This is a genomic window from Lawsonibacter sp. JLR.KK007 (assembly GCF_036941135.1).
In the GTDB taxonomy this organism is placed as follows: Bacteria; Bacillota; Clostridia; order Oscillospirales; family Oscillospiraceae; genus Lawsonibacter.
Map to the genome: position 1 here is coordinate 246,253 of NZ_JAYWSY010000003.1, position 26,951 is coordinate 273,203.

At 58.7% G+C, this 26,951-nt stretch carries 24 protein-coding genes; 17 read left to right on the top strand and 7 right to left on the bottom strand.

All coding sequences use genetic code 11. The features are described from left to right. The first annotated feature begins 98 nt into the window (after nt 1–98). Nucleotides 99–2,015 (top strand): molecular chaperone HtpG, encoded by a 1,917-nt coding sequence (gene htpG / locus VV088_RS19445; protein ID WP_334602313.1) that lies wholly within the window; start codon nt 99–101, stop codon nt 2,013–2,015. A gap of 37 nt (nt 2,016–2,052) precedes the next feature. Here htpG and VV088_RS19450 read toward each other — a convergent pair whose 3' ends face one another. Further along, on the bottom strand, nt 2,053–2,247 hold the full coding sequence (locus VV088_RS19450) for a ribbon-helix-helix protein, CopG family (RefSeq protein ID WP_334602314.1): 195 nt from the start codon (nt 2,245–2,247) through the stop codon (nt 2,053–2,055). 116 nt (nt 2,248–2,363) lie between these two features. On the opposite strand from VV088_RS19450, the gene VV088_RS19455 reads away from it, so the two are divergent. The 10 genes from VV088_RS19455 to VV088_RS19500 all read left to right on the top strand — a co-directional run bounded on the left by VV088_RS19455 (nt 2,364) and on the right by VV088_RS19500 (nt 7,778). Then, nucleotides 2,364–2,963, top strand: coding sequence for a hypothetical protein (locus tag VV088_RS19455; protein ID WP_334602315.1), 600 nt, complete (start codon nt 2,364–2,366; stop codon nt 2,961–2,963). A gap of 69 nt (nt 2,964–3,032) precedes the next feature. After that, nucleotides 3,033–3,461: a CBS domain-containing protein gene (locus tag VV088_RS19460; RefSeq protein WP_334602316.1), complete on the top strand. Its 429-nt coding sequence runs from the start codon at nt 3,033–3,035 to the stop codon at nt 3,459–3,461. A 48-nt stretch (nt 3,462–3,509) separates the two neighbouring features. Continuing rightward, nucleotides 3,510–4,181: a tRNA (N6-threonylcarbamoyladenosine(37)-N6)-methyltransferase TrmO gene (gene tsaA / locus VV088_RS19465; protein ID WP_334602317.1), complete on the top strand. Its 672-nt coding sequence runs from the start codon at nt 3,510–3,512 to the stop codon at nt 4,179–4,181. A 111-nt stretch (nt 4,182–4,292) separates the two neighbouring features. Next, a complete protein-coding gene (locus VV088_RS19470; RefSeq protein WP_334602318.1) occupies nt 4,293–5,093 on the top strand; it encodes a YhfC family intramembrane metalloprotease in 801 nt (266 codons plus the stop codon). Between the two features lie 50 nt (nt 5,094–5,143). Further along, on the top strand, nt 5,144–5,794 hold the full coding sequence (locus VV088_RS19475) for a MerR family transcriptional regulator (protein ID WP_334602319.1): 651 nt from the start codon (nt 5,144–5,146) through the stop codon (nt 5,792–5,794). Further along, the gene (locus VV088_RS19480) at nt 5,778–5,942 is read left to right on the top strand and encodes a hypothetical protein (RefSeq protein WP_334602320.1); all 165 of its coding nucleotides are present in this window, start codon (nt 5,778–5,780) and stop codon (nt 5,940–5,942) included. The genes VV088_RS19475 and VV088_RS19480 overlap by 17 nt, the downstream gene beginning before the upstream one ends. Beyond that, nucleotides 5,926–6,180, top strand: coding sequence for a hypothetical protein (locus tag VV088_RS19485; RefSeq protein ID WP_334602321.1), 255 nt, complete (start codon nt 5,926–5,928; stop codon nt 6,178–6,180). The genes VV088_RS19480 and VV088_RS19485 overlap by 17 nt, the downstream gene beginning before the upstream one ends. Continuing rightward, on the top strand, nt 6,161–6,418 hold the full coding sequence (locus tag VV088_RS19490) for a hypothetical protein (RefSeq protein WP_334602322.1): 258 nt from the start codon (nt 6,161–6,163) through the stop codon (nt 6,416–6,418). The genes VV088_RS19485 and VV088_RS19490 overlap by 20 nt, the downstream gene beginning before the upstream one ends. Nucleotides 6,419–6,445: 27 nt before the next feature. Then, nucleotides 6,446–6,757, top strand: coding sequence for a YbjQ family protein (locus VV088_RS19495; protein WP_160665219.1), 312 nt, complete (start codon nt 6,446–6,448; stop codon nt 6,755–6,757). Nucleotides 6,758–6,878: 121 nt separating this feature from the next. Beyond that, complete coding sequence (locus tag VV088_RS19500) at nt 6,879–7,778, top strand: hypothetical protein (protein WP_334602323.1); 900 nt, start codon at nt 6,879–6,881, stop codon at nt 7,776–7,778. A gap of 70 nt (nt 7,779–7,848) precedes the next feature. Here the strand turns inward: VV088_RS19500 and VV088_RS19505 are convergent, their stop codons facing one another. Next, nucleotides 7,849–8,097, bottom strand: a complete 249-nt coding sequence (locus VV088_RS19505; RefSeq protein WP_334602324.1) for a helix-turn-helix domain-containing protein — start codon at nt 8,095–8,097, stop codon at nt 7,849–7,851. A 95-nt stretch (nt 8,098–8,192) separates the two neighbouring features. Here VV088_RS19505 and VV088_RS19510 point away from each other — a divergent pair, with 95 nt between their 5' ends. Beyond that, nucleotides 8,193–8,426, top strand: coding sequence for a hypothetical protein (locus VV088_RS19510; protein WP_334602325.1), 234 nt, complete (start codon nt 8,193–8,195; stop codon nt 8,424–8,426). Between the two features lie 19 nt (nt 8,427–8,445). Here the strand turns inward: VV088_RS19510 and VV088_RS19515 are convergent, their stop codons facing one another. Next, complete coding sequence (locus VV088_RS19515; RefSeq protein ID WP_334602326.1) at nt 8,446–9,927, bottom strand: DUF1846 domain-containing protein; 1,482 nt, start codon at nt 9,925–9,927, stop codon at nt 8,446–8,448. Nucleotides 9,928–10,153: 226 nt separating this feature from the next. Between VV088_RS19515 and VV088_RS19520 the strand changes: the two genes are divergently transcribed. Then, a complete protein-coding gene (locus VV088_RS19520) occupies nt 10,154–10,621 on the top strand; it encodes a hypothetical protein (protein WP_334602327.1) in 468 nt (155 codons plus the stop codon). 66 nt (nt 10,622–10,687) lie between these two features. On the opposite strand, the gene VV088_RS19525 is transcribed toward VV088_RS19520, so the two are convergent. From VV088_RS19525 to VV088_RS19535, 3 genes are all read right to left on the bottom strand, one after another. Next, the gene (locus VV088_RS19525; RefSeq protein WP_334602328.1) at nt 10,688–15,169 is read right to left on the bottom strand and encodes an S-layer homology domain-containing protein; all 4,482 of its coding nucleotides are present in this window, start codon (nt 15,167–15,169) and stop codon (nt 10,688–10,690) included. 724 nt (nt 15,170–15,893) lie between these two features. Continuing rightward, complete coding sequence (locus VV088_RS19530) at nt 15,894–16,778, bottom strand: DMT family transporter (RefSeq protein ID WP_334602329.1); 885 nt, start codon at nt 16,776–16,778, stop codon at nt 15,894–15,896. A 51-nt stretch (nt 16,779–16,829) separates the two neighbouring features. Beyond that, nucleotides 16,830–17,672, bottom strand: coding sequence for a MurR/RpiR family transcriptional regulator (locus VV088_RS19535; protein ID WP_334602330.1), 843 nt, complete (start codon nt 17,670–17,672; stop codon nt 16,830–16,832). A 302-nt stretch (nt 17,673–17,974) separates the two neighbouring features. On the opposite strand from VV088_RS19535, the gene VV088_RS19540 reads away from it, so the two are divergent. The 4 genes from VV088_RS19540 to VV088_RS19555 all read left to right on the top strand — a co-directional run bounded on the left by VV088_RS19540 (nt 17,975) and on the right by VV088_RS19555 (nt 22,209). After that, nucleotides 17,975–19,351, top strand: coding sequence for a sodium/glutamate symporter (locus VV088_RS19540; RefSeq protein ID WP_334602331.1), 1,377 nt, complete (start codon nt 17,975–17,977; stop codon nt 19,349–19,351). A gap of 51 nt (nt 19,352–19,402) precedes the next feature. Next, nucleotides 19,403–20,527, top strand: coding sequence for a tyramine oxidase subunit B (locus tag VV088_RS19545; RefSeq protein ID WP_334602332.1), 1,125 nt, complete (start codon nt 19,403–19,405; stop codon nt 20,525–20,527). A 93-nt stretch (nt 20,528–20,620) separates the two neighbouring features. Further along, nucleotides 20,621–21,529, top strand: coding sequence for an AEC family transporter (locus tag VV088_RS19550; RefSeq protein ID WP_334602333.1), 909 nt, complete (start codon nt 20,621–20,623; stop codon nt 21,527–21,529). Nucleotides 21,530–21,678: 149 nt separating this feature from the next. Continuing rightward, complete coding sequence (locus VV088_RS19555) at nt 21,679–22,209, top strand: hypothetical protein (RefSeq protein ID WP_334602334.1); 531 nt, start codon at nt 21,679–21,681, stop codon at nt 22,207–22,209. Between the two features lie 56 nt (nt 22,210–22,265). Here the strand turns inward: VV088_RS19555 and VV088_RS19560 are convergent, their stop codons facing one another. After that, a complete protein-coding gene (locus VV088_RS19560) occupies nt 22,266–26,930 on the bottom strand; it encodes an S-layer homology domain-containing protein (protein ID WP_334602335.1) in 4,665 nt (1,554 codons plus the stop codon). Nucleotides 26,931–26,951: the final 21 nt, after the last annotated feature.

Below are 26,951 nucleotides of genomic sequence, written 5' to 3' on the forward strand. Positions count from 1 at the left end.
CTGTGCGTGTGCGATAGAATACGGTTAGCACTCATATAAATAGAGTGCTAACCACATCGTTATCAAATGAATTTAATATACATGGAGGAATCAAAATTATGGCAAAGAAGCAATTCAAGGCGGAATCCAAGCGGCTGCTGGACCTGATGGTCAACTCCATCTACACCCACAAGGAGATCTTTCTGCGGGAGCTGATCTCCAACGCCAGCGACGCGGAGGACAAGCTGGCCTACAAGTCTCTAACCGACGGCAGTGTGGACGTGAAGCGTGCCGACCTGAAAATCACCATCGTTCCTGACAAGGAAACTCGGATTTTGACCGTGTCAGACAACGGTGTGGGCATGAGCAAGGAGGACCTGGAATCCAACCTGGGCACCATTGCCCGCAGCGGCTCCGGACAGTTCAAGGCTGAGCTGGCCGAGGACGACAAGGCCGCCGGCAAGATCGATGTGATCGGCCAGTTCGGTGTAGGGTTCTACTCTGCCTTTATGGTGGCCGACCATGTGACGGTCATCTCCAGGGCCTGGGGGGCTGAGGAGGCCTGGATGTGGCAGTCCGATGGGGCGGACGGCTACACCGTCACCGCCTGCGAAAAGGAGGCCCCCGGCACGGATATTATCCTGCACATCCGGGCCAACGCCGACGACGAGAACTACGATCAGTATTTGGAGACACACAAATTACAGGAGTTGATCAAAAAATACTCCGACTATATCCGCTACCCCATCGTCATGGAGGTGGAGGACTACCGGATGAAGGACAAGCCGGAGGACGCCCCCGAGGACTACAAACCCGAGTGGGAGACGGTGAAGGAGTGGAAAACTCTGAACTCCATGGTCCCCCTGTGGCAGCGGCCCAAGTCTAAGGTGGAGCCCGAGGAGTACAACGCCTTCTACAAGGAAAAATTTAACGACTGGCAAGACCCCCTGACGGTCATCCACACCAGCGCTGAGGGCGCTGTCACCTACAAGGCCATGCTCTATATTCCGGAAAAGACCCCCTACGACTTTTACACCCGGGAGTATCAGAAGGGTCTCCAGCTCTACTCCTCCGGGGTGCTCATCATGGACAAGTGCGCCGACCTGCTCCCCGACCACTTCCGCTTTGTCAAGGGCGTGGTGGATTCCGCCGACTTCTCCTTGAACATCAGCCGTGAGGTCCTTCAGCACACCCGGCAACTGAAGGTGATCGCCTCCGCTCTGGAGAAGAAGATCAAGAATGAACTGCTGACGATGCAGAAGGAGGACCGGGAGAAGTACGAGAAATTCTGGACCGCCTTCGGCACTCAGCTGAAATACGGCGTGGTGTCCGACTACGGCCAGCACAAGGAGGTCCTCCAGGACCTGCTGCTGTTCTGGTCCTCTAAAGAGGGGGCCAACACCACACTGGCTGCCTACAAGGACCGGATGCCCGAGGACCAGCCCTACTACTACTACGCCTGCGGCGAGAGCGTGGAGAAGATCGCCAAGCTGCCCCAGGTGGAGCGGATTCTGGACAAGGGCTATGAGATCCTCTACTGCACTGAGGACGTGGACGACTTCGTCATGAAGGGTCTGCGGGAGATCGACGGCAAGGAGTTCAAGTCGGTCACCGAGGAGGACGCCCTCCCCCAGACCGAGGAGGAGAAAAAGGCCGCCGAGGAGAAGGCCGAGGCGGGCAAGCCGGTGCTGGAGGCCGTCAAGGAGGCCCTGGACGGCCAGGTGAAGGAGGTGCGGGTGTCCTCTATCCTGAAATCCGGCGCCTGCTGCCTGTCCGCCGACGGACCGGTGTCCATCGAGATGGAGCGGTATATGCGCAAGGTGGAAGGCGGTCAGCCCATGAAGGCCGACCGGGTACTGGAGCTGAACGCTGATTCCGCCCCCTTCGCTGCCCTGAAAAAGGCGGTGGACGCCGGGGACAAGGACACCGTGGCCAAGTACGCGAGGCTCCTCTACGCCCAGGCCCTGCTCCTGGCCGACCTGCCCCTGGAGGACCCGGCAGAGTATACTGAGCTGGTCTGCTCCCTGATGATTTGAGCAAGAAAGTGGAACGCCGGACGGCGTTCCACTTTTGTTACTCCTCAATTTTTACCAGGTCTACTGCGGACGACAGCAGGATATTGATGAGTTCGTTCCTGGACCGGTTGCTCTGTGCAGACAGCACGTCCAGCTTTTCGATCAGCTCGTCCTTCATGCGCACCGACACGATCTTATACCCGTCGTCTCCCCTGCGGGCCGCCTTCTTTTTGATCCGGATCTCTTCTGCCATGCTCGCTCACCTCATAGTGATATTTTAGCTTGACAGAGACTGCTTTAATATACTATAATATTATAGTCTTAATCACACTACAAATATGTAGTGACTCAAGGAGGAATAACAGCAGCATGAAAAAGGTACGTATATGGCTGCAGGTGGTCCTGTTTCTGGCCATCGTGGCAGCTGCCGTGGTCATCTTTATCCTGCCCATATTGGGGGACACCGCCCCCGGCGGACCAAAGCTGTCCTTCGGAGGCGGGGAGACCTGTCAGCTGGGCGGCCCGCTGGAGGAGTTCAACGCCGCCGGCTTCTACATGAGCGAGGACGTCCAGACGCACAGCTTTTCCGGCCACACTGCTCAGGACAACTTTTCTGTGTTCCTGGATGCCGGGCGCAGCCAGTCCTGCGGAAGCGGCCAGCTGGTGAACAAAGGGGACGGCTACCGGTCGGGCAGGGAGTGCATGGTCTACTCCTTTGAGCTGCGCCTGGAGGACGGCGGACGCATGACCTGCGACGGAGTTGAGACTTTGGGCAGCACCCGGGAGGCCATCAACGCCGGCCTGGGCAAGCCCGGAGAGACCGGCAATGCCTATGGCGAGTATGACCGTTACTCCTACTCCAAGCAGGGCCGGGACTATATTTTCCGCTTCTACTATGACGAAAGCGGCATCTGTGTCCGCGCCACCGCCGCCCAGGCAGACCCGAAGCTCTCCTTCCAATCCTTCTAAGATCGTATAAAAAACCGCCCTTTTGGTTACACTGGCAGTGAGCCAATTTTTACCGAAAGGATGGGTTCCATGCAGGTAAAGGACCTTATGAACCCCAGCGCGGTGACGGTGGAGCCAGCCTCCTCCGCCGCGCTGGCCGCCCGGCTCATCAGCCGGCACAACGTGGGGGCGCTGCCAGTGTGCGGCTCTGACCGCCGCCTGCGGGGGATGGTCACCGACCGGGACATCGTCCTGCGGTGCGTGGCCGCCGAGGAGGACCCCGCCCAAACCCCCGTGCGGGACATCATGACCCGCTCCTGCGCCACCGTTGCTCCCGGGGACGACTGCCGGGAGGCCACCCGGCTGATGGCACTTCACCAGGTCCGCCGCCTGCCGGTGGTGGACAAGGGGAAGCTGGTGGGGATGATCTCCCTGTCCGACCTGGCCCGCAGCGGCCGGTTCGACATGGAGGCCGCCCAGGCCCTCAGCGAGATCTCGGAGAACATTATCGTCCGCTGATGGACAAACGCCCTCCTATGCCTTATAATGGTATCGGGAGGGTTTTTTATGGAGATTTGTCCCATCGCCCATATTCGCAGCGATTTTTCGGAAAAATTCGGTATCCCCCGGCAGAGCGGGCTGGTGGAGGAGCTCACCGCCGCCGTTGTATTCGAACCCCCGTACAGGGTGCCGGACGCCCTCCGGGGGTTGGAGGGCTTTTCCCACCTGTGGCTGATCTGGGAGTTTTCCCAGGCTCGGCGGGAGGGCTGGTCGCCCACCGTCCGGCCGCCCCGGCTGGGGGGAAATAAGCGGCTGGGGGTGTTCGCCACCCGGTCCCCCTTCCGGCCCAACCCCCTGGGGTTGTCCTGTGTGCGGCTGGTGGAGGTCCGGCAGGACCGGGCGCTGGGGCCTGTCCTCACAGTGGCCGGGGCCGACCTGCTGGACGGCACCCCCATCTACGACATCAAGCCCTACCTCCCCTACGCCGACTGTAAGCCCGAGGCGGTGGGCGGCTTTGCCGCCCAGCCCAAGGGGGCTGATCTGGAGGTGGACTGCCCCGACCGCCTGCTGGACTGCGTCCCGGAGGGCAAGCGGGCCGCCCTGCTGGCCGTGCTGGCCCAGGACCCCCGCCCCCAGTATCAGGACGACCCGAACCGGGTGTACGGCATGGCCTTCGCCGGGCTGGAGGTGAAATTTCAGGTGGCGGGGGAGCGGCTGACGGTGACGGAGATTTCGTAGGGACAGCCGAGGCTGCCCCTTCCCCCCACTGGAAGCTTAAAAATGTTCAAAAAAACCTTGACTTGCCCCTTTCTGGATGGTGTACAGTGTTTCAGAAAGGAGCTGAAGAACATGGAAAACAATCTGATGGTGGCCCAAGCCACGATGATAGCCATGGCGTTGGCCGGGATATTTACAGTGGTCCTTCCTCTGGGACTGGGGATTTTCTTTTGGAAGAGGACTGGGGGGCGCTGGCGGTTTTTCTTCCTTGGCTGCGTGGTATTCCCTGTGTTTGCCATGGTGCTGGAGCAGCAGGCTCATAGACTGCTGCTGGGAGGTCCGCTGGGGCCGGCACTGCAAGGAAATCTCTGGCTGTACGCCCTGTACGCCGGTCTGATGGCCGGGGCGTTTGAGGAGTGCGGGCGGTGGCTGGCCCTCAAATTGACCCTGCGATGGAGCCGGGGGCCGGAAGATGCTTTGATGTATGGCGCAGGCCATGGTGGAATTGAGGCGGTGCTGCTGGCCGGGATGACCATGCTGAACAACATCATCATCTCCCTGGCGCTGAACCAGGGCGGACTGGCAGCTGTGGAGGACTTCATGGGCCCCATCCCGGAGGCGGGTATGGCGGCAATCCAGGGGATGGCCGCTGCCCCGGCGGGCCTCTACTTCTGGACGGCCTTTGAGCGGCTGTCAGCGGTGGGCCTGCACATCGCCCTGTCGGTACTGGTGTATACCGCCGTCCGCAAGCGGGGGGCGTGGTATTGGTTCCCTGCGGCCATCCTGATTCATACCCTGGTGGATATGGCGGCGGTTTTGACCAACGCCCTTTTCCCGGTTGCCGTTACGGAGGGGACAACCGCCCTGCTCACCCTGGGGGTGATATTCCTCGCCCGAACAATTTATTTGGATCAAAAGCAGAAAACCTCTTGACGTTCCCCCTTATGGAGGGTGTAGAATAGAGACAGAAAGGGGGATTGCCCATGAAAATTAACGAGGTGGAGGCCCAGGTAGGCATCACCAAGAAGAACATCCGCTTTTATGAGGAGCAGGGGCTGCTGTCCCCCCGGCGCAACAGCGAGAACGGCTACCGGGACTACGGCGAGGCGGAGGTGGCCATCCTGCGGCGGATCAAGCTGATGCGCAAGCTGGGCGTACCGCTGGAGGAGATCCGCCGGATGCAGGCCGGGGGCACGGTGGCCGACGGAATGCGCCGCCACCTGGTCACCCTGGAGCGGGAGCGAAGCAGTTTGGAGCAGTCCATTCAGCTGTGCGGCAGCCTGAAGGACCGGGAGGAACGGCTGGACGCCCTGGACGCCGCCGTCCTGCTGGAGGAGATGGAGCGGCTGGAGCAGACGGGCACCACCTTCCGGGACAAGCAGAAGCAGGACGCCAAGCCCGTCCGGTACGCCGGGGCGGTGGTGATGGCCCTGCTGACCACCGCGCTGATGGCCGCCCTCATTGTGCTGATGGTGTGGGGCTTCACCGCAGACCCAGCCGACGCCCCGCCACTGGCCCTGCTGGTGGTGCTGGTGGCCATTCCCGGGGTGATTATCCTGGGGGTGCTGCTGGCCCTGTTCCAGCGGATCAAGGAAATCCGGAAAGGAGAAGAGGACGATGCAAAAAACTATTGACGGGCCGGCCCTGGCCGGAGCCGCAATGATCACGATTCTTACCGGAGGGCTGCTGCTTCTGCCCCTGGGACTGGCCTTTTTTCAGACTCTGGTCCAGCGGCGGGAGGAGCTCAGGAAAGGAGAACTGAACGATGCGAAAAACTACTGACGGAAAGGGCTTTGCCGGGGCGGTGACGGTCACCATCCTGGTGGCCGGGTTCATGTTCCTGCTCACCGGAGCCATGCTGGCGGGGTACTTCGACGGCTTTACCGAGCCCTTTGCCACCGGCGTGATTTTGTTTGCCGCGTTTTCGTACCTGGCTGTTGCGGCGGGGGTCATCGTCGCCCTGTTCCAGCGGTGGAAGGAAATTCAGGGAGGGGAAGAGGATGCGGCCAAAAAGTATTGACCGCCCGGCGGAGAAGCGGGCGGCGGTGCGGTCGGTGGTGCTCAACGTCTTGTTGCAGCTGATCACGGCAGGGGCGCTGCTCTACCTGCGGTCGGTCACCCAGACCGGCTGGCTGCGGGGACTGATGCTCTTTCTGGCCATGAGCGATTTGATTACCATCCCCTTTACCTTTGCCGCCCTGTGGCAGCGGGTGCGGGAGATTGAAAAGGGCGAACTGGAAGAAGCCAAAAAATACTGATTCCATTTTTATAAGGAGGACAATATTATGCTGCTGGTAAACATCGATTACATCCCCGGAAAGGAATTTGAGGTGCTGGGCATGGCCAAGGGCACCGTGGTCCAGTCAAAGAACTTTGGCAAAGACTTTATGGCTGGTATGAAGACCCTGGTGGGCGGCGAAATCACCGGCTACACCGAGATGCTCAACGAGGCCCGTCAGATCGCCGTCAAGCGCATGGTGGACGAGGCCGAGGCCCTGGGGGCCGACGCGGTGGTGAACATCCGCTACGGCTCCTCCGCCGTGATGCAGGGGGCCGCTGAGGTCATCGCCTACGGCACTGCGGTGCGGTTCAAATAAACAGATGCAAGGGACGGTCTGAAGACCGTCCCTTCGTTCAGAAAATCTTAATTTGACAAGTTTTTTCAGCAGGGCTATAATTCAGTCAGCGCACCCCACCACAAATCAGGAGATGACTGTTATGTTTGGATTTGGCAAAAAGGAGGCCAAAACGCCGGAGGAGCGGTTGGCTGAGCTGCAAAAGAAGCGGGACTGGGCCGGACTGGTCAAGACCTATTACGAGCTGGGGGTTTCCGCCATGGACGGGGGCGATCTGAACCACGCCCAGCTGTGGCTGCACCGGGCGGATACCATCTACAGCGCTGACGACACCACCTATGAGAAGGTGGGAGACAAGCTCACGGACGACTGCTCTGACCGTATCGGAACCCTGGAAGACGAAGAGGAACTGTTCTATAACGCCGTCCTCGCCCAGATCGAGGCCAAGGCGGAGGCGCTGAACGACGTTCAGGCCCGGGTGTGGGGCCTGCTGTCCATAGCCCGGCTGGTGAAGCTGAGCCGGCGGCTGTCCGCCCTGCCCGGCTGCGAGGCGCTGGGCGAGCTGGACTGGGCGGTGGACATGATGTTCCGCTCCCTTCAGACCCTGCCCCCTCCGGAGGAGTACCAGCGCCTGATGGACCTGTGCAACGCCCTCTATGAACTCAACGGAAAGCCGGCGTACTACACCGGGGAGATCGAGGTTCCCGGCGGAGCCCCCTTCCAGATGTTTGACTGGAACGGCATGTTCGGAGTGGAACAGGAGCTAAACGGCTACACCGACAGCCATCTGCGGCTGCTGGCCGCCCTGAGCCAGGAGGTGGTCGACCCCACCGCCGCCCCCGAGGCCGACGTCGTGGCCTGCGCCCTCCTGCCCGACTACTACGTTCGCACCGGGGCGGAGGACTTGAGCCAGGTCCCCCAGATCAGGGCCGAGCTGGAGCGTATCTGGAGCGACTACGATTTTGTCCGCTCCGGCATTACCTGGGACGCGGTAGAGAAGAAGCTTGACGAATACAAGCAGCTGGATATCCTGGCGGGCTAACGGACAGCTCCCCCGCGGAATGCACACAAAGCCTCCTTGAACGGAGGCTTTGTGACCGTCTGAACGAGTCTCAGTCGTCGGCTGAGGCTCTTTTTCGATTGTAAGGCGTCGGGTCGTCGGTCAGTCCCACCAGATAGTCCAGAGATACCTTGTAAAAGACCGCGATCCTCGTGATGATGGACAGTTTTGGCTCCTGTCTGGCCGCCTCGTAATTCTGATAAGCGTGTTCTGTGATATCACAGTATATGGAGACTTGCCGCTGTGTGTATCCAATCGTTTCCCGGCAATCTCGCAAGCGTTTCGCTAATATATCTCGCATTCCAATCAACACCCACGTTTGTTCTTGATATATTATTATAGAGTGTTATAATGGGAGATATACCAATAAACGAATGTTAATGATTGAGGTTGAATATGGAACCAAAAATTACCTACAACGTAAACGATGAACTGATCCGCGGCGTCATTGCAAGGGCGGTGATGTCGGAGCCGCGGCGGATGGGACTCTGGCAGGACATGCTGCGGGCGCTGTACCAGGGCGCGGAAAAGACCGAGGCGGGCACCGTGAGCGCCTTTTTGTTCTGGGCGATGGTGGACCGGCTGCTGGAAGAATATCATACAGGTGAAAAACAGGGACTGTCCGGCTGAGCGGACAGTCCCTGTTGTTTTACCGGTGGTACAGCTGATTGGTCTGATAGTTGGGTTCGCAGGTGAGCTGGAGGCCCAGCCGCTTATAGGTGGTGGCATCCGCCGGGGAGAGGATCACCGAGCAGTGGGCCTGACAGCCCTTCAGGGCGGCCAGCTGCTCCAGGGCGGCGGCGGCCTTGGGGTCCAGGCTGGCGGAGGAGGCCAGAGCGATGAGCACCTCGTCGCTGTGCAGCCGGGGGTTGGCGGAGCCCAGATACTTCACCTTCACGGTCTGGATGGGTTCGATGGCGGACTGGGCAATGAGGTGGACGCCGTGTCCTCCCGCGCCGGACAGATGCTTCAGCGCGTTGAGCAGGGCGGCCGCGGAGCAGCCCATCAGGTCGGAGGTCTTGCCGTTGATCAGGGTGCCGTCGGCCAGCTGGATGGCCATGGCGGGCTCGCCGGTGACCTCGGCCAGCTGGTTGGCCCGGGCTGCCGCCGGGCGGACGTCCACCGTGACCCCCGCCTGCTGCATGAGCAGCTCCAGCTTGTACACCGCGCTGTCCGAGCCCTTGCCCTGGCGGCGTTCGCACAGAGCGTCGTAATACCGGCGGACGATCTCCTGCCGGGCGGCCTCCTGGCAGGCGCCGTCGTCGGTGATGCAGCTGCCCGCCATGTTTACCCCCATGTCGGTGGGGGACTGGTAGGGGCATTTTCCCGTAATCTTTTCAAAAATCGCGGCCAAAACCGGGAAAACCTCCACGTCCCGGTTGTAGTTGACGGTGGTCACGCCGTAGGCCTGGAGGTGGAAGGGATCGATCATGTTTACGTCGTCCAGGTCGGCGGTGGCGGCCTCGTAGGCCAGGTTGACGGGGTGCTTCAGGGGCAGGTTCCAGATGGGGAAGGTCTCAAACTTGGCATACCCGGCCACGGTGCCCCGCTTGTGCTCGTGATAGAGCTGGCTGAGGCAGGTGGCCATCTTGCCGCTGCCCGGACCGGGGGCGGTGACCACCACCAGGGGGTGGGAGGTCTCGATGTACTCGTTTTTGCCAAAGCCCTCGTCGCTGACGATCTTTCCGATATTGTGGGGGTAGCCCTCGATGGGGTAGTGGCGGTAGACCTGCAGGCCCAGCTGCTCCAGGCGGCCCTGGAAGGCCCCGGCAGCGGGCTGGCCGGTGTACCGGGTGACCACCACACTGCCCACATACAGCCCCCGGCTCCGGAACTGGTCGATGAGCCGGAGCACGTCGCTGTCATAGGTGATGCCCAGGTCGCCCCGGACCTTGTTCTTCTCGATGTCCCCGGCGTTGATGGCGATGATGATCTCCGCCTTGTCCTTCAGCTGCTCCAGCATGCGCAGCTTGCTGTCCGGCTCAAAGCCGGGGAGCACCCGGGAGGCATGGTAGTCGTCAAACAGCTTGCCGCCGAACTCCAGGTACAGCTTGCCGCCGAACTGGGCAATGCGGTCCCGGATGTGCTGGGATTGGGTTGTCAGATAGTTTTGGTTGTCAAATCCCGCCATATTCAAGTCTCCTCTTCTTGCGCTTCAACCTTTTACAAGTTATTTTACATCGTTTGGTGGGATACCGTCAAGGAAAATAAAAAAAAGACGCAATGCGCCCTGATTTCCATTAAATGTATGCAAACGTCCCACTTTGGGGCGGTTTCTCTGTATTTATGGAGGGCCGTTCAGCCCCCCTTCGCAGGGGGGAGCCGCTCTCAATCATATATTATGGAGGATCTCAACCATGTCAAGCAGCCACACGCCCAACTACCAGCTCTCCCAATGGGTGAGGAGCGACAAGGTCCTGATGGAGGACTTCAACACCGACAACGCCAAGATCGACGCGGCCCTCAAGGCCGAGGCCGACGTCCGGTCGGCGGCGGTGTCCGCGCTGGAGCAGAAGGTGAACGCAGTCCCGCTCCAGCGGTTCGCCAGCGGCACCTACACCGGGAACGGCCAGGCCAGCCGGCTGATCAGCCTGGGGTTCCGGCCCGTGATCGTGTTCGTCTGGGAGGGTACCGGAATGGTCTCCTGCCTGGCCGACGGCCACCACCCCGCGATCTACGGCGGGATCGCGACCTACCGCGCCAGCAATCCCGCGCTGAGCATCGCTGAAGACGGATTCATCGTCCGCTATGTGGTCGCCTCCGGCGGGCCCTTCTACGTGACCAATACGCAGGGCCAGTCCTTCTCCTACGCCGCTCTGGGCTGACAAAAGCACCCCCGCGCCATTGCGGCGCGGGGGTAGCTTTCTGGCTTGTCAGAACATTACGGACGATCAGTCTGCAACAGACTTGTCAGCCAGGCCGGTCTCGGCGCGGAAGGCACCGGACGCCATGATGTTGGCGGAAGTTCCCAGAGCAGTCTCCAAATCACTATTGCTGGAAATCTGAGAACCACTCTTCAGGACCTGCCAAGTGTACACAGCGCCGGGAGTCAGGCCACCAGTGCCAATCGCCTTACCAGTGGCGCAAAGTCTGGGCATATACTGGTCGCTAATGTTCTCGTCAATGTACCGCTGGTCGAAGTAGAAATAATGCTTGTCACTACCACCGAATTGAGCCTCGTTGACAATCACGGTCTCGCCAGCCGCATTCTTGATGACCAGGTAGTAGTATTCGTTGCTACTGCTGGCAGAACGGAACACGAAGGCCAGGCGGCCAACGCCGGAACCGACATCGTAGCCCATGCTGGAACCATCCCAGTTGGTGGCGTTCGTAATCTCGTCAGTGAAGCTGTACACGCCATCGGGCTTGCTCTTGAGAGCAGCCACAACCTGGGCCTTCCAGGCAGTCATGTCATCGACATAGTTAGCATCGTTCTCATCGGAGGGCTGAGCGGTGGTTACCAGCGTGCCGGGGTTGCTGGGCAGAGCCGCAGTGGGAGCCTCGTTCTGCTTCGCTTCGATGGTCACGGTGAAGCTGTTCGCACCGACCGCAACGTTGCCGACAGTGACATTGACATTCTTGATGCCGCCAGCATTCAACTCAGCAGCGGTGAAGGAAGCAGTGCCGCTCACAGAACCGCTGACCACGATGTCAACGCCCTTGGTATAAGGCCCAGCAGCAATGGTCAGAGGCAGGACCAGAGTGGAGCCGACAGCCACATTAGTGGGAGCGGTGTTTCCATCGGTACCCTTCAGAGCGCCAATAGTCTGGATCGTAGCCGCAGCAGCGCCAGCGGTGGTGCCGCCGTTACCTGTAGTCTGGACATAACCGGTGGTAATAACCAGCGGGGTAGCCAGAGTATTAACGCTAACATACTTGGTACTGTTGTCGGAAGGATAGCCAGTGTAGCTCTGAGTTGCATTCGCAGCCTTGGAGGTGGCATACAGGTAGCCAGTGCCCTTCCGGGAAGCGCCACCAGCATAGGTCAGGAAGTCGCTGTTAGTGATGTTGGAGTTGGCGTGCCACAGGACATAATCACGGACCACGTTGTCAACAGTGATAGAATACCAGTTGTTGTACACCACCATAAAGAACGCATCGTTGCCGTTGCGGTCCTTGGCAATCACCCCACCGTTCATAGTAACATTCGCGCCAGAAGTGGTAGCTCCGGTGAGCTGCATCAGGTTCATCTGGCCGTAGGTGTCCAGGGTGTAGCCGTTGTCAGTCAGAATCTGACGGACACGGTTCTGGATCATAGCATTGTTAACAGTAGTCGCATCAATCAGATTGATCTCGATGGTGCTGCCATTGATACGGTCAACAGGCGCGCCAGCGGGGGCGCTGGGGTTGGTGTTGGTGTCAGTGGTGTAGACCACGTCCACCACGACGGTCTTGGCATAGCCGGTGACGGCGTCGTTCACAGTGGCGACCTGGGAGATGTAGCCCCGGTTGTCGTTCACGGTGGCGTTGACGGCGTTGACTGCGCTGGAGCCGTTGTTGTACATGGTGAAGTGCTGGCTGGAGCCGCTGGGATTGCGCACGAAGAAGACCACATCGGGCTCAAGCAGGGTGTAGTTGTCCTCGGTGGCCTCGGTCACGACCCACAGGGTGTTGCCGTTGGTGCGCAGGGAGCGGATGTTTCTGCTGTCCACGTCCTTGCTGTTGTTCTGCTGGCCAGCGACGGCGGAATTGTAGTCCACGGTGTTGTAGTCCACCTTGAAGGTGTAGCCGTAGTCGGCGTTCCGCTCGGGGTTCATCTCGGAGGTGCGGGTCTCGGGCAGGATGACCATCTCGGTGATGATGCCGTCAGCGCCCACAGCGGCGCGGATCAGGTCGCCCTGGACGGGGGTGACAACAGCGGAGGCGCTGGTCTTGGTCAGCACGCCGTTCGCGGCGCTGGAGGTGAAGGCCTGGGGCACCTCAGACTGGAAGGTGGTCAGCTCGTTGTTGCGGATACCCTCGAAGGTGTACAGGTAGCGGTCGCCCTTGTCGTCGGTGGTGCGGGTGATGGCGGAATCCAGGTAGATGTACTCGTACCCGTTGGCGCCGTTGGTGCCGATAACCACCGCGTAGGTGATGAAGCCGCGGCTGTTGTAGATGAAGAAGGTGTTGTATTCGATGCCGGTGTAGGTGGTCACGTCGCTGGGCCGGATGCTCACATTGCGCAGGCCGGTGGTGATGCTGTTGACCTTGACAATAGAGCCGCCAGCGTCCACGGTGCGGTCGGCGTCCACGGTGATGTAGACGGAGTCGTCATTGCCGTAGGCGATCCCGTTGGACCCGATGGGCATGTCGTGGCCGGTGCTCAGGTAGTTGTCGCCGCTTCCGGTCACGTTGCCAGTGGTGGTGAAGGCGGTGGTGAGGGAGCCGTGCATGTTGTCGATGTACCAGGTCTCGCCGGCGCCCCGGTTCTGCACGCCCTGGCGGTCGACCATGCGCTCCAGCACGTAGGTGCCGTCAGCCTTCACGGAGTAGGTGAACCAGGCGTTGACGGAGGGGTCGTCGCCGTCATTGCCCACGCTGACCAGCTTGTTCAGGTTGGCGTCCACCCAGGCTCCGGCAGTGCCGCCGATGCCGCCGGTGCGGTCCCAAACCTTCAGCTTGGAGTCGTCAATGCGGACGGTCTCCATGGTGCCGTCGGTGTGGATGATCAGGGCCTGGTCGATAGCCTGCGCCAGCACGCTGGAGCCCTGGTCGTAGCCCACCACGAAGATGTAGTTGTCCGCCTTTTCAACCTGCTTGATGCCCAGAATGTTGCCGAACTGGTCCAGATACAGGTTGTAGGTGGCGTCCCGCAGCTGGCTCTCCACGTCGGCGGAATACTGGAAGAACAGATCCTCGTCGTGAATGGCCTTGACGGCAGCGTTGTAGCGGGTGCCGTCGGCAGTGACATTGCTCAGCTTGCGGAAGGGGGTGTTTTCATAGGCCTTGTTGCCGGCGGAGTAGTCGGACAGCGTCACATCCGCGACCACCTCCATCTCGTTGATGGACTCGATGGAGTAGTTGTAGTACTGAGCGTTGTAAACATGGTCGGGAGCGGCCATGGTGATGCGGACCAGGTCCTCAGACTCCAGGCCCTCGATCATGGCGTAGTCCTCCACCTCGACCGTGACAGGATAGGTCAGAGCGGCAGGGTCCGCAGCCCCGTTGGGGTTGTTGTTGGTCACGCCGTAGTAGACATCCATGCGGATATCCTCGCTGGTGGCGTTGTAGTCGGTCTGCGCCTCGGCCAGATAGTTGTTGATCACGGCGATAGTGATCTCGTCATAGGTGTTGTCGACGTAGAACTCCGTCACAGCGCCGCGGTCGGTGTTGTGCAGGTCGTCGGTGTTGGACCGGCGCAGGTCGTTCCGGCTGATCTGATCATTGGCAGGCAGCGTGCTATTCTCAGCGCCGTCCACGAAGACCAGCAGCTCCTTGTCGTTGATGGCGGTGGTGCCCAGCAGGTCATAAGCCTGGCGGCCGGTGACGGCCACGTTATAGCTCTCCACCATCAGCTCCTTCTTGGCATAGGTGCCAATGGCATTGCCCTTGTACTCCCAGTAGCGGGAGGGACGGCCAAAAGCGTCGATCGTGTGATCGGTCAGCTTCAGGTCGCCGTCATACAGCCGCTCGCCCAGCTCCACGATCCAGCCATCGTTCTGAGAGCCAACGGAGGTGGCCTGAGTACGGCTGATGGCGGTGGCGAAGGACTTGGCGCTGGTGACGCTGACGTAGTTGACCTTGCCAGTGTACACAGTGCCGTCGGGGGTGGTCAGGTTGATGGTGTTGCCGTCAGGCTCCACAACCGCAGACTGCAGAGCGTTCAGCACCATCTGAGCCACCTGATTACGGGTCATGGGCTCGGTAGCGCTGGAACCGACGCCGTCAAAAATGCCGATGGTGGTGCCCAGACGGACGGTGGAGACCTCAAAGCCGTCGGCATAGTCGTTCTGGTACTTGAAGTAGCCCAGAGCGCGCATCATCATGGATGCGGCCTCCACGGCGGTGACGGTGGCGGCGGGATCGTAGATGCCGTCGCCGCGGCCGGACACGATGCCGTTGGCGGCAGCGGCGCCGACCCAGCCTCTGGCCCAGTCATAGACGCCGCTTACGTCGGTAAAGGGACAGGTGGCGGAATAGTAGTTGTAGTCCAGGTTGAGCAGCTTGCCCATAACGACAGCCATCTCAGCGCGGCTCACGGAGTCGCCGGGACGGAAGTTGCCGTTCTCGTCGCCGACCATTACGCCGACCGACTGCACAACCTCGATAGCCTCGACGTTGTCGTCCTCGGCAACATCGGGGTAGCCCGCAGCGCTGGAACCGACCACCATCATGCCCAGGAGCATGACAGAAGCCAGAGTCAGGCTGAGGGCCCGCTTCAGGTTTCTCATTCGGATTTCCTCCTTTAATTTTGTTCGGCCTGAGAGGGGCCGGATCTTGGGCTGGACGCGTCCTGCTTCGGACATTTGGTAGACCCCGTAAGTCTGAGCAAAGGTTCCGAATATTCTGCGTTTTGCCCAAAATTTTCGAGGTTTTTCGACGTTTCCCTCCGGCCACCGCCGTGTCACGCCTCTTACAGGTTGTTTTTCGTTGTAAAAGCAGGTGGAAATCAAGAGAAACGAGCGGTTTCGATGTAAAAAAGTTTGGACGGTAGATATCTGGTAGACGTCCGGAAATGCAAACCGCCCCGAACCTCCTGCGGCGCAGGAGATTGGGGGCGGTTTTGGTAGGCGCTTGGTAGAACAGCTGCTTCGACAGCAGTTTATTTGTTCCTATAACAGCAGAAGATGGCAATGGGCCGCTGTCTAAAGCGCTCAATTAATAATTCTCAAACAATTCCAAAACAATGCTCGAATGAAAAAATGGTAAACTTACCACAGGCTGGCGGAAAAGAGTCTGCGGCAACACCGGATGACCGGGGGTTTTCTCATTTCGCCGGACCTTGCCCTCAGCGGCGCGGCGGCCAAAAAGGCGGGGGACGGCAGGAGCGGAACGTTATCATTTGTTTTCGAATCCAAAGCAAACCGAAGGCACTCCCTTGACAGGGAGTGCCTGTTTGTCTTTTTCATATCCGGTACGAAGGGCCAAGATGCGCCACTGTACATTTTTGTTCGATCATCGCCTCTGTTCCAGCATATCATACACCGCGATCATAACCGCCGCCGCGATAACAAGGGCGGCCCCTGCCAGCAGACGGAAGCTGATAGTTTCTTGAAAGACAAAGAACCCTACAGCCAAACTGGTGACTGGCTCAAATGTACTCAGAATAGCGGCGCGCTGTCCGCCAATCAGAAATGTGCCTTGTTGAAACAGCACTACAGCGCCTACGCTCAGGACCAGGGAGAATACCAGCGAAACCAGCCAGACGACCGGTTTTTGGGGCAGACGGAGCTGACGCGTCAACAAACATACGGCCAATATAAACGAGGAGCAGATCAACGCGATATAAAAGCTGAATTTGAAGCCCGAGACCTCCTGCTGCCGAAACCGTGAGAGCAGAATGATGTATATGGCATAGGTCACACCGGAGCACAGAGCCAGCACACTGCCCCAGAGAGAGATGGGTACGCCTGGATCATAAAACAGGGTGATGCCAAGCGTACAGATCAAAATGCAGATCATCGGGCCAAAGCGGACCCGTTCCCGAAAGAACAGGACACCGCCCAGCACCGTCACAGCAGGGTATATAAAATGGAATACCGTTGCAGTGCCCGAAGAAATGTAGTTGTAGGAGGAAAAAAGCAGGACCGGTGTAATACAACAGCCAAAAAAAGCAATCACGCCGATGTTCCCAATACAGCCTTTTGGAAGCCGGAGAGTCCCACTGCTTTTGCAGGCAAGAAATGCCAGAACGGGAAGGGACAGTGCGTTTCTCAAAAAGACCAGGGTCAAAGCATTGACGCCATCGGCGTAGATGATTTTTGCGCCCAGGGGCATACAGCCAAAAATGACTGCGCTGATGATAACAAACAGATAACCTTTCACAATATTTCGCTTCATATGAGGGCCTTATTCCTTTCCGCTCCCCGATATGCAACGAATCTTGCTCGATCAACTGCCCAGGATCTCGCTGGTCTGAATCAGGGACTCTAATTGCTTCATGCGGATCAATGCATCCTCACCCTTCTGCACCGCAACGGCGTTGCACAAATAGTCCAGCAGGCAAATCGGCGCCAGCGAGGTGTTTTTGATACCGCAGGCATCCACGTAACAGGACAAAAGGATGGTGGCATAGGGCAGCAGCTCGTCATAGGGCGCAGAGGTGACCAAAATGATCGGGATTCCCTGCGCCTTCAGCATGGGGAGGATATGCAGCGTCTCTTTGGTGTAGCGGTGAAAGAGGAACACAAGGCAGACATCCTCGGGCGTCAGACTCAGGACCGCCTCAATGCAGTTGTTGTAGATACCGAGCATAAAGGCGTTGTCTCTCACCGTAAGAAAGCGGGTATAGGCATAGTGAGCCAGTGCATAGGACTCCTTCAATCCAAAGGTAAAGACGCGCTTGGCATCGGAAATCAGCTGCACGGCGTCGGCCAGGTGCTGGTTAGACATCTCCGAGAAGGTCTTTTCCAGGCAGCGGATCTCTTGCTGAAGGGTTTGAGCCAAGAGGTCGTTGTTAATGGAATCCTTCAGGGTGCGCTGAAACTTGACTGGGAGCGAGGGCTGGTATTTAACCTCACCGCGCAGGGTGTCCTGAAATTCTTTGAAGCCGGAAAACCCAACTTTGCGGCAAAAACGGATCACGCTGGTGGTACTGACTCCGATCTCATCCGCAATGTGGTCCAGGGTGTAAAAGGTAAAATCGTTGATGTGGCCCAGAAAATATGACGCAACCTGGCGTTCAGACTTGGTCATGGTATCAAATTCCTGTTTGATTCTCTCCGTGATATTCATAGAAGCTTCTCCCAAACAAAATTGTAAAGAATACAACTCTATTTTAGTAGAAAATACTACTCATATCAATATATTTTGTTAGAATATTTTCGTTTATCCGTAATGTGTCTATTATTATACTCAAGATTTCGAGAAAATCAATGTATTATTTCATACAAAATATTTTCCGGAATAACGTATAATTTGCACAATTATTTTTCAAAATTTAAAATACATATTGACATAATCGGTAAAAGAGGCCATAATGTACACGCCGGCAAAAAAGTAAAATATACATTTTTTAGATAAGAGGGAGGAGAACTATGATACCAACGACCGAAATCTCCGGCGGAATGCTGGACGCCCTGATCGTCTATGTGGCCATTCTCGGCATCCTGCTTCTGATTGCGACCTGGCTCAGGCTCAAAATCCCGATTCTCAAAAAATATCACATCCCTGCCGCGCTGATTGCAGGTATCATCGGCTTAATCCTGGGACCCCATTTTATCGGCCTGATCCCCTCGCATATTACCGCCTGTTGGTCCGCTTTGTCCGGCCGGTTGATCGTGTTTGTCTTTGCCCCCATGCTGATGGGCTCTGCGGCCTCCAAGGTGGACAAGGGAATGGTAAAAAAGCTGGGCGGCGCCTGCTGCCTGTCCTATGCATTATGCGCCCTGCAGTATGCAATCCCTATCCTGCTCTGTGTGTTTGTGCTGACCCCCGTATTTAACGTCAACCCTCTTTTCGGCACGATCGTAGAACAGGGCTGGGCCGGCGGACATGGAACAGCGGGCGGTATGGCTCTGGTCTTTGAGGAGCTGGGCTGGATGGACGGCCAGTCCCTTGCCGTTACCTCCGCCACCATCGGCCTGGTATTTGGCATTGTAGGCGGCGTTGTGATGATCAACATCGGCATCCGAAAGGGCTGGACCGCCATTATGAAAACCAGCGCCAGCATCGAAGGCGATGCCAAGGAGCTCTATCCGGACGAGACCAGCAAGCCTGTTGACACCCGTACCGCAGTCGCTCCCGGCGTGGTGGACAACTTTGCGTTCCACGCCGCACTGATCAGCGTTGCTGTTCTGATTGGCTGGATCATCAATTGGGCGCTGAAAACCTATCTGAATTTCTCTGTGTCCTGGTTTGTCACAGCCCTCTTCGGCGGCCTGCTTCTGTGGCAGGTCATTAAGAAGACCCCTGTGGCCAAGGCAGTGGACCAGGCCACCTTCTCCCGGATCCAGGGCATTTCCCTTGAGTTCCTGGTCGCCGGTGCGGTTGCCTCTGTCAACGTCCCCGTTGTGGTGGCCTATGCGATGCCCCTCATCATCCAGCAGACCATTATGTGCGTGCTGATGTGGTTCATGATGATGTGGTATGTCCGCCGCCTGTTTGGAACCTATTGGTTCGAAAACAGCATGGTATACTTTGGCACCTTTACCGGCGTGGCCGCGACCGGCCTGCTGCTGCTGAAGACCTGCGATCCCAAGTTTGAAAGCGACGCCAGTACCATCTTTGCCGCCCGCTCTCCCTTCTGCTCCTGGGCTGTCGGCGGAGGCATCCTGACCTCCATGACACCGGTTTGGGTCGCCCAGTACGGTGCGCTTCCTGTGGGAGCCGTCTACTTCGTTGCTTTGGTGATCGCCCTCGTCCTGCCTATCCTGTTTGGATGCTGGCACCCTGTGGACAAAGAGTCTGCCTGACCCTTTCCAATCTTTCACCTAAAAAACATCTATAGAAAAGGAGTTTTACCAATGGGAAAACGTACTGAATTTCTCTTTCTGAACGAAGAAGAGATGATCGAAGCCGGGGTTTTGGACTCTGCGCGCTGTGTCGATGTGCTGGATGAAATGTTTCAGCTGCTGGGAAAGGGCGACTACATCATGGGCGGCCCCAACCACAATGAGCATGGCATAAAGCTCGGCTTCCCCAAGGACCCCCAGTTCCCCAATATGCCCGCTGATGGCCCTGACCGCCGTTTTATGGCGATGGTCGCCTATCTGGGCGGACGTTTCAACATCGCCGGCGAGAAGTGGTACGGTTCCAACATCATTAACCCCAGCCGCGGACTTCCCCGCTCGGTGCTGATGGTCATGCTCAACGATGTAGACACCTGTGAGCCGGTGGCCCTCATGTCCGGCAATCTGGTCAGCGCCGTCCGCACCGGGTCTGTTCCCGGCGTCGGCGTCCGCTACTTAGCCCGCAAGGACTCCAAAATCGTGGGCCTGATTGGAGCGGGGCCGATCCAGAAGGCATGCCTGCAGGGCATCATGGTCGATGCGAAGCAGGTGGAGGAGATCCGCATCTTCGACCTGAACAGCGAGACCGCAAAGAGCTTCGGCGACTGGGCCAAGGAGCAGTACGGCGTCAACTACGTGGTGTGCGAGTCCATCGAGGACGCCATCAGCATCGCTGATATCATCAGCTCTGCCACATCCCGTCTGCGCCCTGTCAACATCCAAAATGAGTGGCTGAAAAAGGGATCGCTCATCATGTTTACGGGCGCTGGCCTGATCGACGAGCCCTATTACACAAGCTGCAAGCTGTATTTTGACAACGCAAAGATGCACGCCGCTTACATGGACGATGCCCGCCGTTCCGCCGGTCCCCTGGAGGCGGCCTATCAGGGGATGATGGGCGGACAGATTTACTCCCTGATCGACGCCGGCAAGCTGCCGGCCATCGACAAGATCCCCAGCTTGGGCGACTGCGCCTGCGGCACGATCAAGGGCCGGGAGAGCGACGATGAACGGATCTGTCTGATGACCAGCGGCATGCCCATCGAAGATGTGGCCTGGTCCTATGACTGCTATCTCCGGGCAAAGGAGATGGGTCTGGGCACGACGCTGAAGCTGTGGGAGTCTCCCCATTGGTCATAAGCTTCCCGTCCGGCGCTGAAGCGGAACGCGCCACAGCATTTGCTGTGGCGCGTTCGTCTCTGCAGCCGAAACTTTGCCTTTTGGAGGAACGCTATGTATGATGTTGTCCTGTGGGCCCTCACCTATATGATCACGATGTTTCTGGCGTATGGGCTGAAAAGGCTCGGCGTCTTTCATACGGAAGACAGAAAAGTGTTCGCGAACCTGATCTTTAACCTCACCCTTCCCGCCATGCTGGTCAGCAGCTTCAGCGCCGCCTCGGTGGACTTCTGGTATATCGTGTCCTTTGTACTGGGCCTGCTGGTCAACGTCCTGATGCTGACGGCGGCCTGCGCCGCCTCGGCCAGAAAGGCCCCGGATCTGAAAGGGATATATACCATCAACGGAGCAGGGCTGAATCTGGGGAACATCGGGATCCCGTTTTTGCAGAATTTCTTTCCCCAGTCCATTCCGTATCTGTGTATGTTCGACTCGGGCGATTCCTTTTTCTCCCTCGGGACTACCTTTGCAATTGCGGAAATGCGGATGGGACGAAAGAGCGGCCCCAAGCTGCACGCCATACTGTCCAGCCTGTTCCGCTCCGTCCCCATGATCACCTATGTCGTGATGACGGTCCTCTCTCTGCTGGAGATCCGGCTGCCCGGTCCGGTTCTGTCGCTGGCCGGCTTCATCGGGCAGAGCAACGGCTGTCTGGTCATGATCATGGTGGGCATCTCGCTGGAGATCAACATCAGCAAGGGGGCGCGCAAAGAGGTGTTTGCCTTGCTGTTCCTGCGTTATGCCTGCGGCGCAGTCAGCGCCCTCGTGATTTTTTTCCTGCTCCCGGCTCCGCTGGCGATGCGGCAGGCCCTGGCTCCCGCTATGTTTGCCGCGGTCCCAAACGTCTGCATGATCTATACGGACCGCCTGAATGTGCGGATGGACATTGCCAGCGCGCTCAATCCGCTGTCGGCCCTTCTCATGGTGCCTATTATGACCATCGTGATCCTGCTGGTCCGCTGAGCAGAGGAGCGCAGATCAGCGAAAAAGGGCGCACTGCGCCCTTTTTTCCATTAAATGTATGGAAACGTCCCACTTCGGGGCGTTTTTTTCTGTAGTTATAAGGGCTCCCTCAAAGGGGGAGGCTATTATGACTGAAAGGGGTACTTTTTATGCCAGCCAATCACACACCCAACTACCAGCTCTCCCAGTGGGAGCGGGCCGACAAGGTCCTGATGGAGGACTTCAACGCCGACAACGCCAAGACCGACGCCGCGATCAAGGCGGTGGATGTCCGGGTGGACGGGAAAGCGGACCGCTCCGCCCTGGAGGCCCTGACGCAGACTGTGAGCAGGAAAGCAGAGCAGTCCGCCCTGAACAGCCTGAGCAGTCAGGTGGCTCAGCGCGGCAACTGCCGGATCTGGACCACCACCTACACAGGGAGCGGCCAGTTCGGGCAGGACCACCCCACCACCATCACCTTCCCCAAAATGCCGGCGATTGTGTTTATCCTGTCCCCGAACAATTACCAGCTTACGCTGGCGCCGGGGCAGACCTACGGCTACGTCCAGGGCGGCAACACCCTCCCGCTGACCATCTCCTGGAGCGGCAATACCGTGTCCTGGTATCACCACATGTACTCCTCCCCGCAGATGAATGACACCAATACCACATATCGGGTGGTCGCGTTTATGACCGCCTGACGCAAAAAGCACCCCCGGGCATATGCCCGGGGGTTTCAGCTTTCTGCTGGAATGATTTATGCGGTGGGAGCGGTCATGTCGAACGTGACCTTCAGAGTCTTGGTTCCGCTCTCATAGGTTCTCTCGTTGGCAAAGGGAATCTTGCTCTGGCTGCTGTCCCAAGCTCCGGCAGCTTCCCACTTGCTGTTCGTGCTGTTCCACTTCACGAGCACACAGCGCAGCATCTCTCCGATCTCGCCATTGTTGTTCTGAACCGTGTTGTACAGAACGAAGCCCCACTTCGTGTCCTCTCCGATGCCCCAGTGGTCGTCAGCCGCCCACTGTGTCTTGGCTTCCTCGGCGGTGCTGAAGCCGGTGTAGGCGATCAGCGCCTCGTCAGAAATGCTCTCGGGAGTCACAATAGTGCCTTTGATGCTGATGTTGACAACTTTGCCCTCGCCTGCTTCAGCAGTCACGGTCAGCCCGGTGGCGGCATACTCCGCAATGGGAGCCAGCCAGGTATCGGCGGCCGCGTTCTTGGAGGGCAGGGTCACCAGACCAGCGAGGTCCTCCGCCGTCTCCACAGGAGCGGCAGGGTTGGACTGGGTAAAGGTGCTCTCGTTCGCCGTGCCGCCAGCCGTATAGGTTCCAGCGTCGTCGGCAGCTCCGGAGGTACCGGTGATGCTGTCCTTAACGGCCAGATTGGTCGTAACGCCGGAGGCGATGGTCACGGTGAAGCCGCTAACGACACTGGTCTTAGTAACCGCGGCAGGAGCCAGCTCAGCGCCAGCATTGACCACCAGGCTGCCGTTGACCAGAGCCAGCGTGCCGCCGTTCATGGAGCGGATGATGGCTCTGCCAGCATTGGAAGCATCGCCAATGTTGAGGATCACGTTGCTCAGCACGCCGCCAGCGCGCAGGGTGTTGGCGCTGTGGACGTTGATGGTAACATTGCCAATCGTGGTGTTCGTGGTCGTATTGGTCTCAGCAACAACCAGGGTGCCGTTGACGTTGATCACAGCAGTATCACTGCCGCCCCTGGTCAGGCTGGTGCCAACATTCACAGTCGCTCCGCTAGCGATGTTAACGGTGTGAGTCTGGCTGCTGGCGGTGGCGACGGTCATGTTGTTGCTCACGGTCACATTCTTGCCGATATTGGTCGTAGTAGCGCTGCCAGAAGCCGCAGAAAGGGTCAGGTCGCGGGCAGTCACAGTATAGGTGATGTTCGCGCCGGCCTTGGTGGTGTACTGGCGGTCAACGATCAGAGTACCGGTACCGGTGATGTCGTTGTTCCAGGTGCTGGCATTCAGGCTGCCGCCCACGATATGCAGGGTCTTGCCAGCGGGGATATTCAGGGTGTTGGTTGCGCTGTCGGTAGGCACCCAGCTGCTGTTCTCGGCACGGATGACAACCTCATCGCCCTCAGCCGCATCGGCCAGCAGGACGTTGGCATCATAGATGTCGATGGTGCGCTCGCCCACAATGGCGTCCTTGGTGACTCTGATGGTCACGGTGTTGCCCAGGGCGGGAGCGATGATGGTCCAGGTGTCGCTGCCAGTGGTGTGAGTCACGCCAGCGCCGCCGCTGATGGTGGGAGTGAAGCCACTCTTCACCGTCATCACGATGGTGCTGCCGGCGGGGATCACGACCGTGCCGGTAGCGGTGCTCCTGGCCTCGCCGTTGACGGTCAGGGTGCTGATGCCGTTGCCGTTGTTGGTCAGAGCCATGCGGGTCTCAGGATAGGTCGTGCTGGTGCCGAGAGTCTCGGTGTTGTCGATGAATACGACCCACTCGGCCACGCCGTTGCTGTTCAGGACGGCGATGATCTCACCGGCGAACTGCTTGTTGCCGTCGAGGTTGTTGCTGGAGTCGTAGTCAGCGTCGTTCAGGATGCTGTAAGCGGCGTTCACGGTAGCGTAGTTCTCCCAGGAGTCCTTGCCGTTGATCCGCTGATAGACAACCGCCTTAGCGTCACGGGCGACGGGCAGGCCGATGTTGCCGTTCTCCTCGTTCGCTGTATAGCGCAGGGTGTTGCCCTTGAACGCCAGGTCAGTCGCCAGAACGCCGTTGCTCAGCACGCGGGTGTTCGGCATAGCGGTGTTGGTGACCATAGCCATGGTGCCCTCGACCCACGCGTTCTTGGCGGTCAGCAGGTGATAGACGTCGTAACCCTTCAGAGTAACGACTTTCTGGGCATAGTCGTAGTTGTCGTACAGGTTGTTGTCCTCGTTGGGATTAACATTGCCGTTGTCATTCTCCACATCCTTGATGCGGGTGACATAGCCGTCGGCATCCAGAACCAGCTCCTGCACGGTGCCGGGCTTCAGGCTGCTGATGGTATTGGAGAAGCGGCTCTTAACAGTCCTGGTGGTCAGCTCGCCGTTCATCACAGCGGGGAACTCCCAGAAGTGAGTGACGTTGCCGCTCTCGTCGGTCTCTTTCCACTCGCGCTCAATGCCGTCACGGATGTAGGCGTAGTTGTCCACAATGCCCTCGGCCTCGCCGTAGACGATGGCGGCGACAATGTAGTTGTCCTCATAGACTGCGTGAATCCACTTGCCCTGAGGAATGACCAGGTTCACGTCCTGAACGCCGGTGTACAGACCAGTGACCTCGGTGATGGCCCGGCCGCCGTTGGGCAGGTCCACGTCGCCGTCATCCACGGTGATGTAGATGGAGGCGTCCTCACCGAAGGAGCGGTTGGTGCCTCTGTCCTGAGCGTCCTCGCTGTTGGACAGATAGATGTTGGAACTGTTGACCTCACGGTCGCCGGCGGTCTGCTTCACGTCCAGCGTCCAGCCGTCAACGGGAGTGAGGGTGTACACACCGTTGTTCAGGGTGTACTTGTACCACATGTTCTCCAGAGCGTAGCCGCCGTCACCGGCTCCTACGCCAGTGTTAGTGGAACGGGTGCTCCAGCGGATATAGTCCAGATTGGCGACGTTGGCCTGCTCGTAAGCGGCGGTGTAACCGGCACTTGTAATCCCAGCAATCACCTCATTGGACACGTTGTAAGCCTTGATGTTGTCATCGGTGTCCTTGCAGTTGACGTCGATGGCGGCCATGGTGCCGTCGGTAAAGATACCGTTGGCCTTGACGGTGTTCACGGAGAGGTGGCTGCCGTCCCGGTCGTAGCCGGTGATGAAGACATACTGGTTGTTGCCGGAGTACAGCTCCGCGCCGATGAAGTAGCCGTACTGGTCCATGTAGACGGTGTAAGTCTTGTTGACCAGCTCGTTGGCGTCGAAGTCGTTCAGAGTGTTGAACTTGTACCAGGCCTGCTGGTTGTTCTGGATGGTCTCACCGTTGTAGGTGATGCCGGTCACGCGGCCCACACGGCCAGTGCCGGTGCTGGAATACTCAACGTTGCTTCTGCTGAAGCCGGTGAGCTCCTGATCCTCGATGATCTCCACATCGAAGACTCGGACGATTTCCTTGGCGGTGTGGGCGGCGCTGGCATCGGCCCACTGGACCAGGCACCAGTCGTCCTTCTTCATGTTGGCGATGTAGGGGGCATCCTCCACGTCCACGCGCTTGGAGATGCTGCTGCCGTTCTCGCCGTTGTAGATGGTCAGGGTGATGGTCTCGCTGTTGGCGTTGTAGTCAACGCTGGCCTGAGCCAGCCAGGTGTTGATGGACACGATGAAGAACTGATCGTTCTCGATGTCCAGATACACCTCGGTCAGGATGCCGCGGCCGGTGTTGGCCAGATTGCTCTCGTTGGAGCGGACCAGGTCGTTCTTGACGATGGTGTTGTTCGCACCGTCGAAATAGGTCCGCAGAGTGTTGTCGCGGATGGTGGTCTGGCTCAGCAGCTCATAGATCTCGCGGCCCTTCACACCCACGGTGTAGTCCTTGACCAGCAGCTCCCTCTTCACATAGGTGCCGATCTCGCTGCCGTCAAACATCCAGGTGCGGGAGGGACGGCCAAAGTCATCCTGAGTGTTGTCCCGCAGCTCCAGCTTGCCGTCGTACAGCCGCTCGCCCAGCTCCACGATCCAGCCGTCGTTCTGAGAGCCAACGGAGGTGGCCTGAGTGCGGCTGATGGCGGTGGCGAAGGACCTGGCGCTGGTGACGCTGACGTAGTTGACCTTGCCAGTGTACACAGTGCCGTCGGGGGTGGTCAGGTTGATGGTGTTGCCGTCAGGCTCCACAACCGCGGACTGCAGAGCGTTCAGCACCATCTGAGCCACCTGATTACGGGTCATGGGCTCGGTGGCGCTGGAACCGACGCCGTCAAAGATGCCGATGGTGGTGCCCAGACGGACGGTGGAGACTTCAAAGCCGTCGGCGTAGTCGTTCTGGTACTTGAAGTAACCCAGAGCGCGCATCATCATGGATGCAGCCTCAACAGCAGTGACGGTGGCGGCGGGATCGTAGATGCCGTCGCCGCGGCCGGACACGATGCCGTTGGCGGCAGCAGCGCCGACCCAGCCCCGGGCCCAGTCATAGACGCCGGCGACGTCGGTGAAGGGGCAGACCGCTTCGTAATAGTTGTAGTCCAGGTTGAGCAGCTTGCCCATAACGACAGCCATCTCAGCGCGGCTCACGGAGTCGCCGGGACGGAAGTTGCCGTTCTCGTCGCCGACCATTACGCCGACCGACTGCACAACCTCGATAGCCTCGACGTTGTCGTCTTCGGCAACATCGGGGTAGCCCGCAGCGCTGGAACCAACCACCATCATGCCCAGGAGCATGACAGAAGCCAGAGTCAGGCTGAGGGCCCGCTTCAGGTTTCTCATTCGGATTTCCTCCTTTAATTT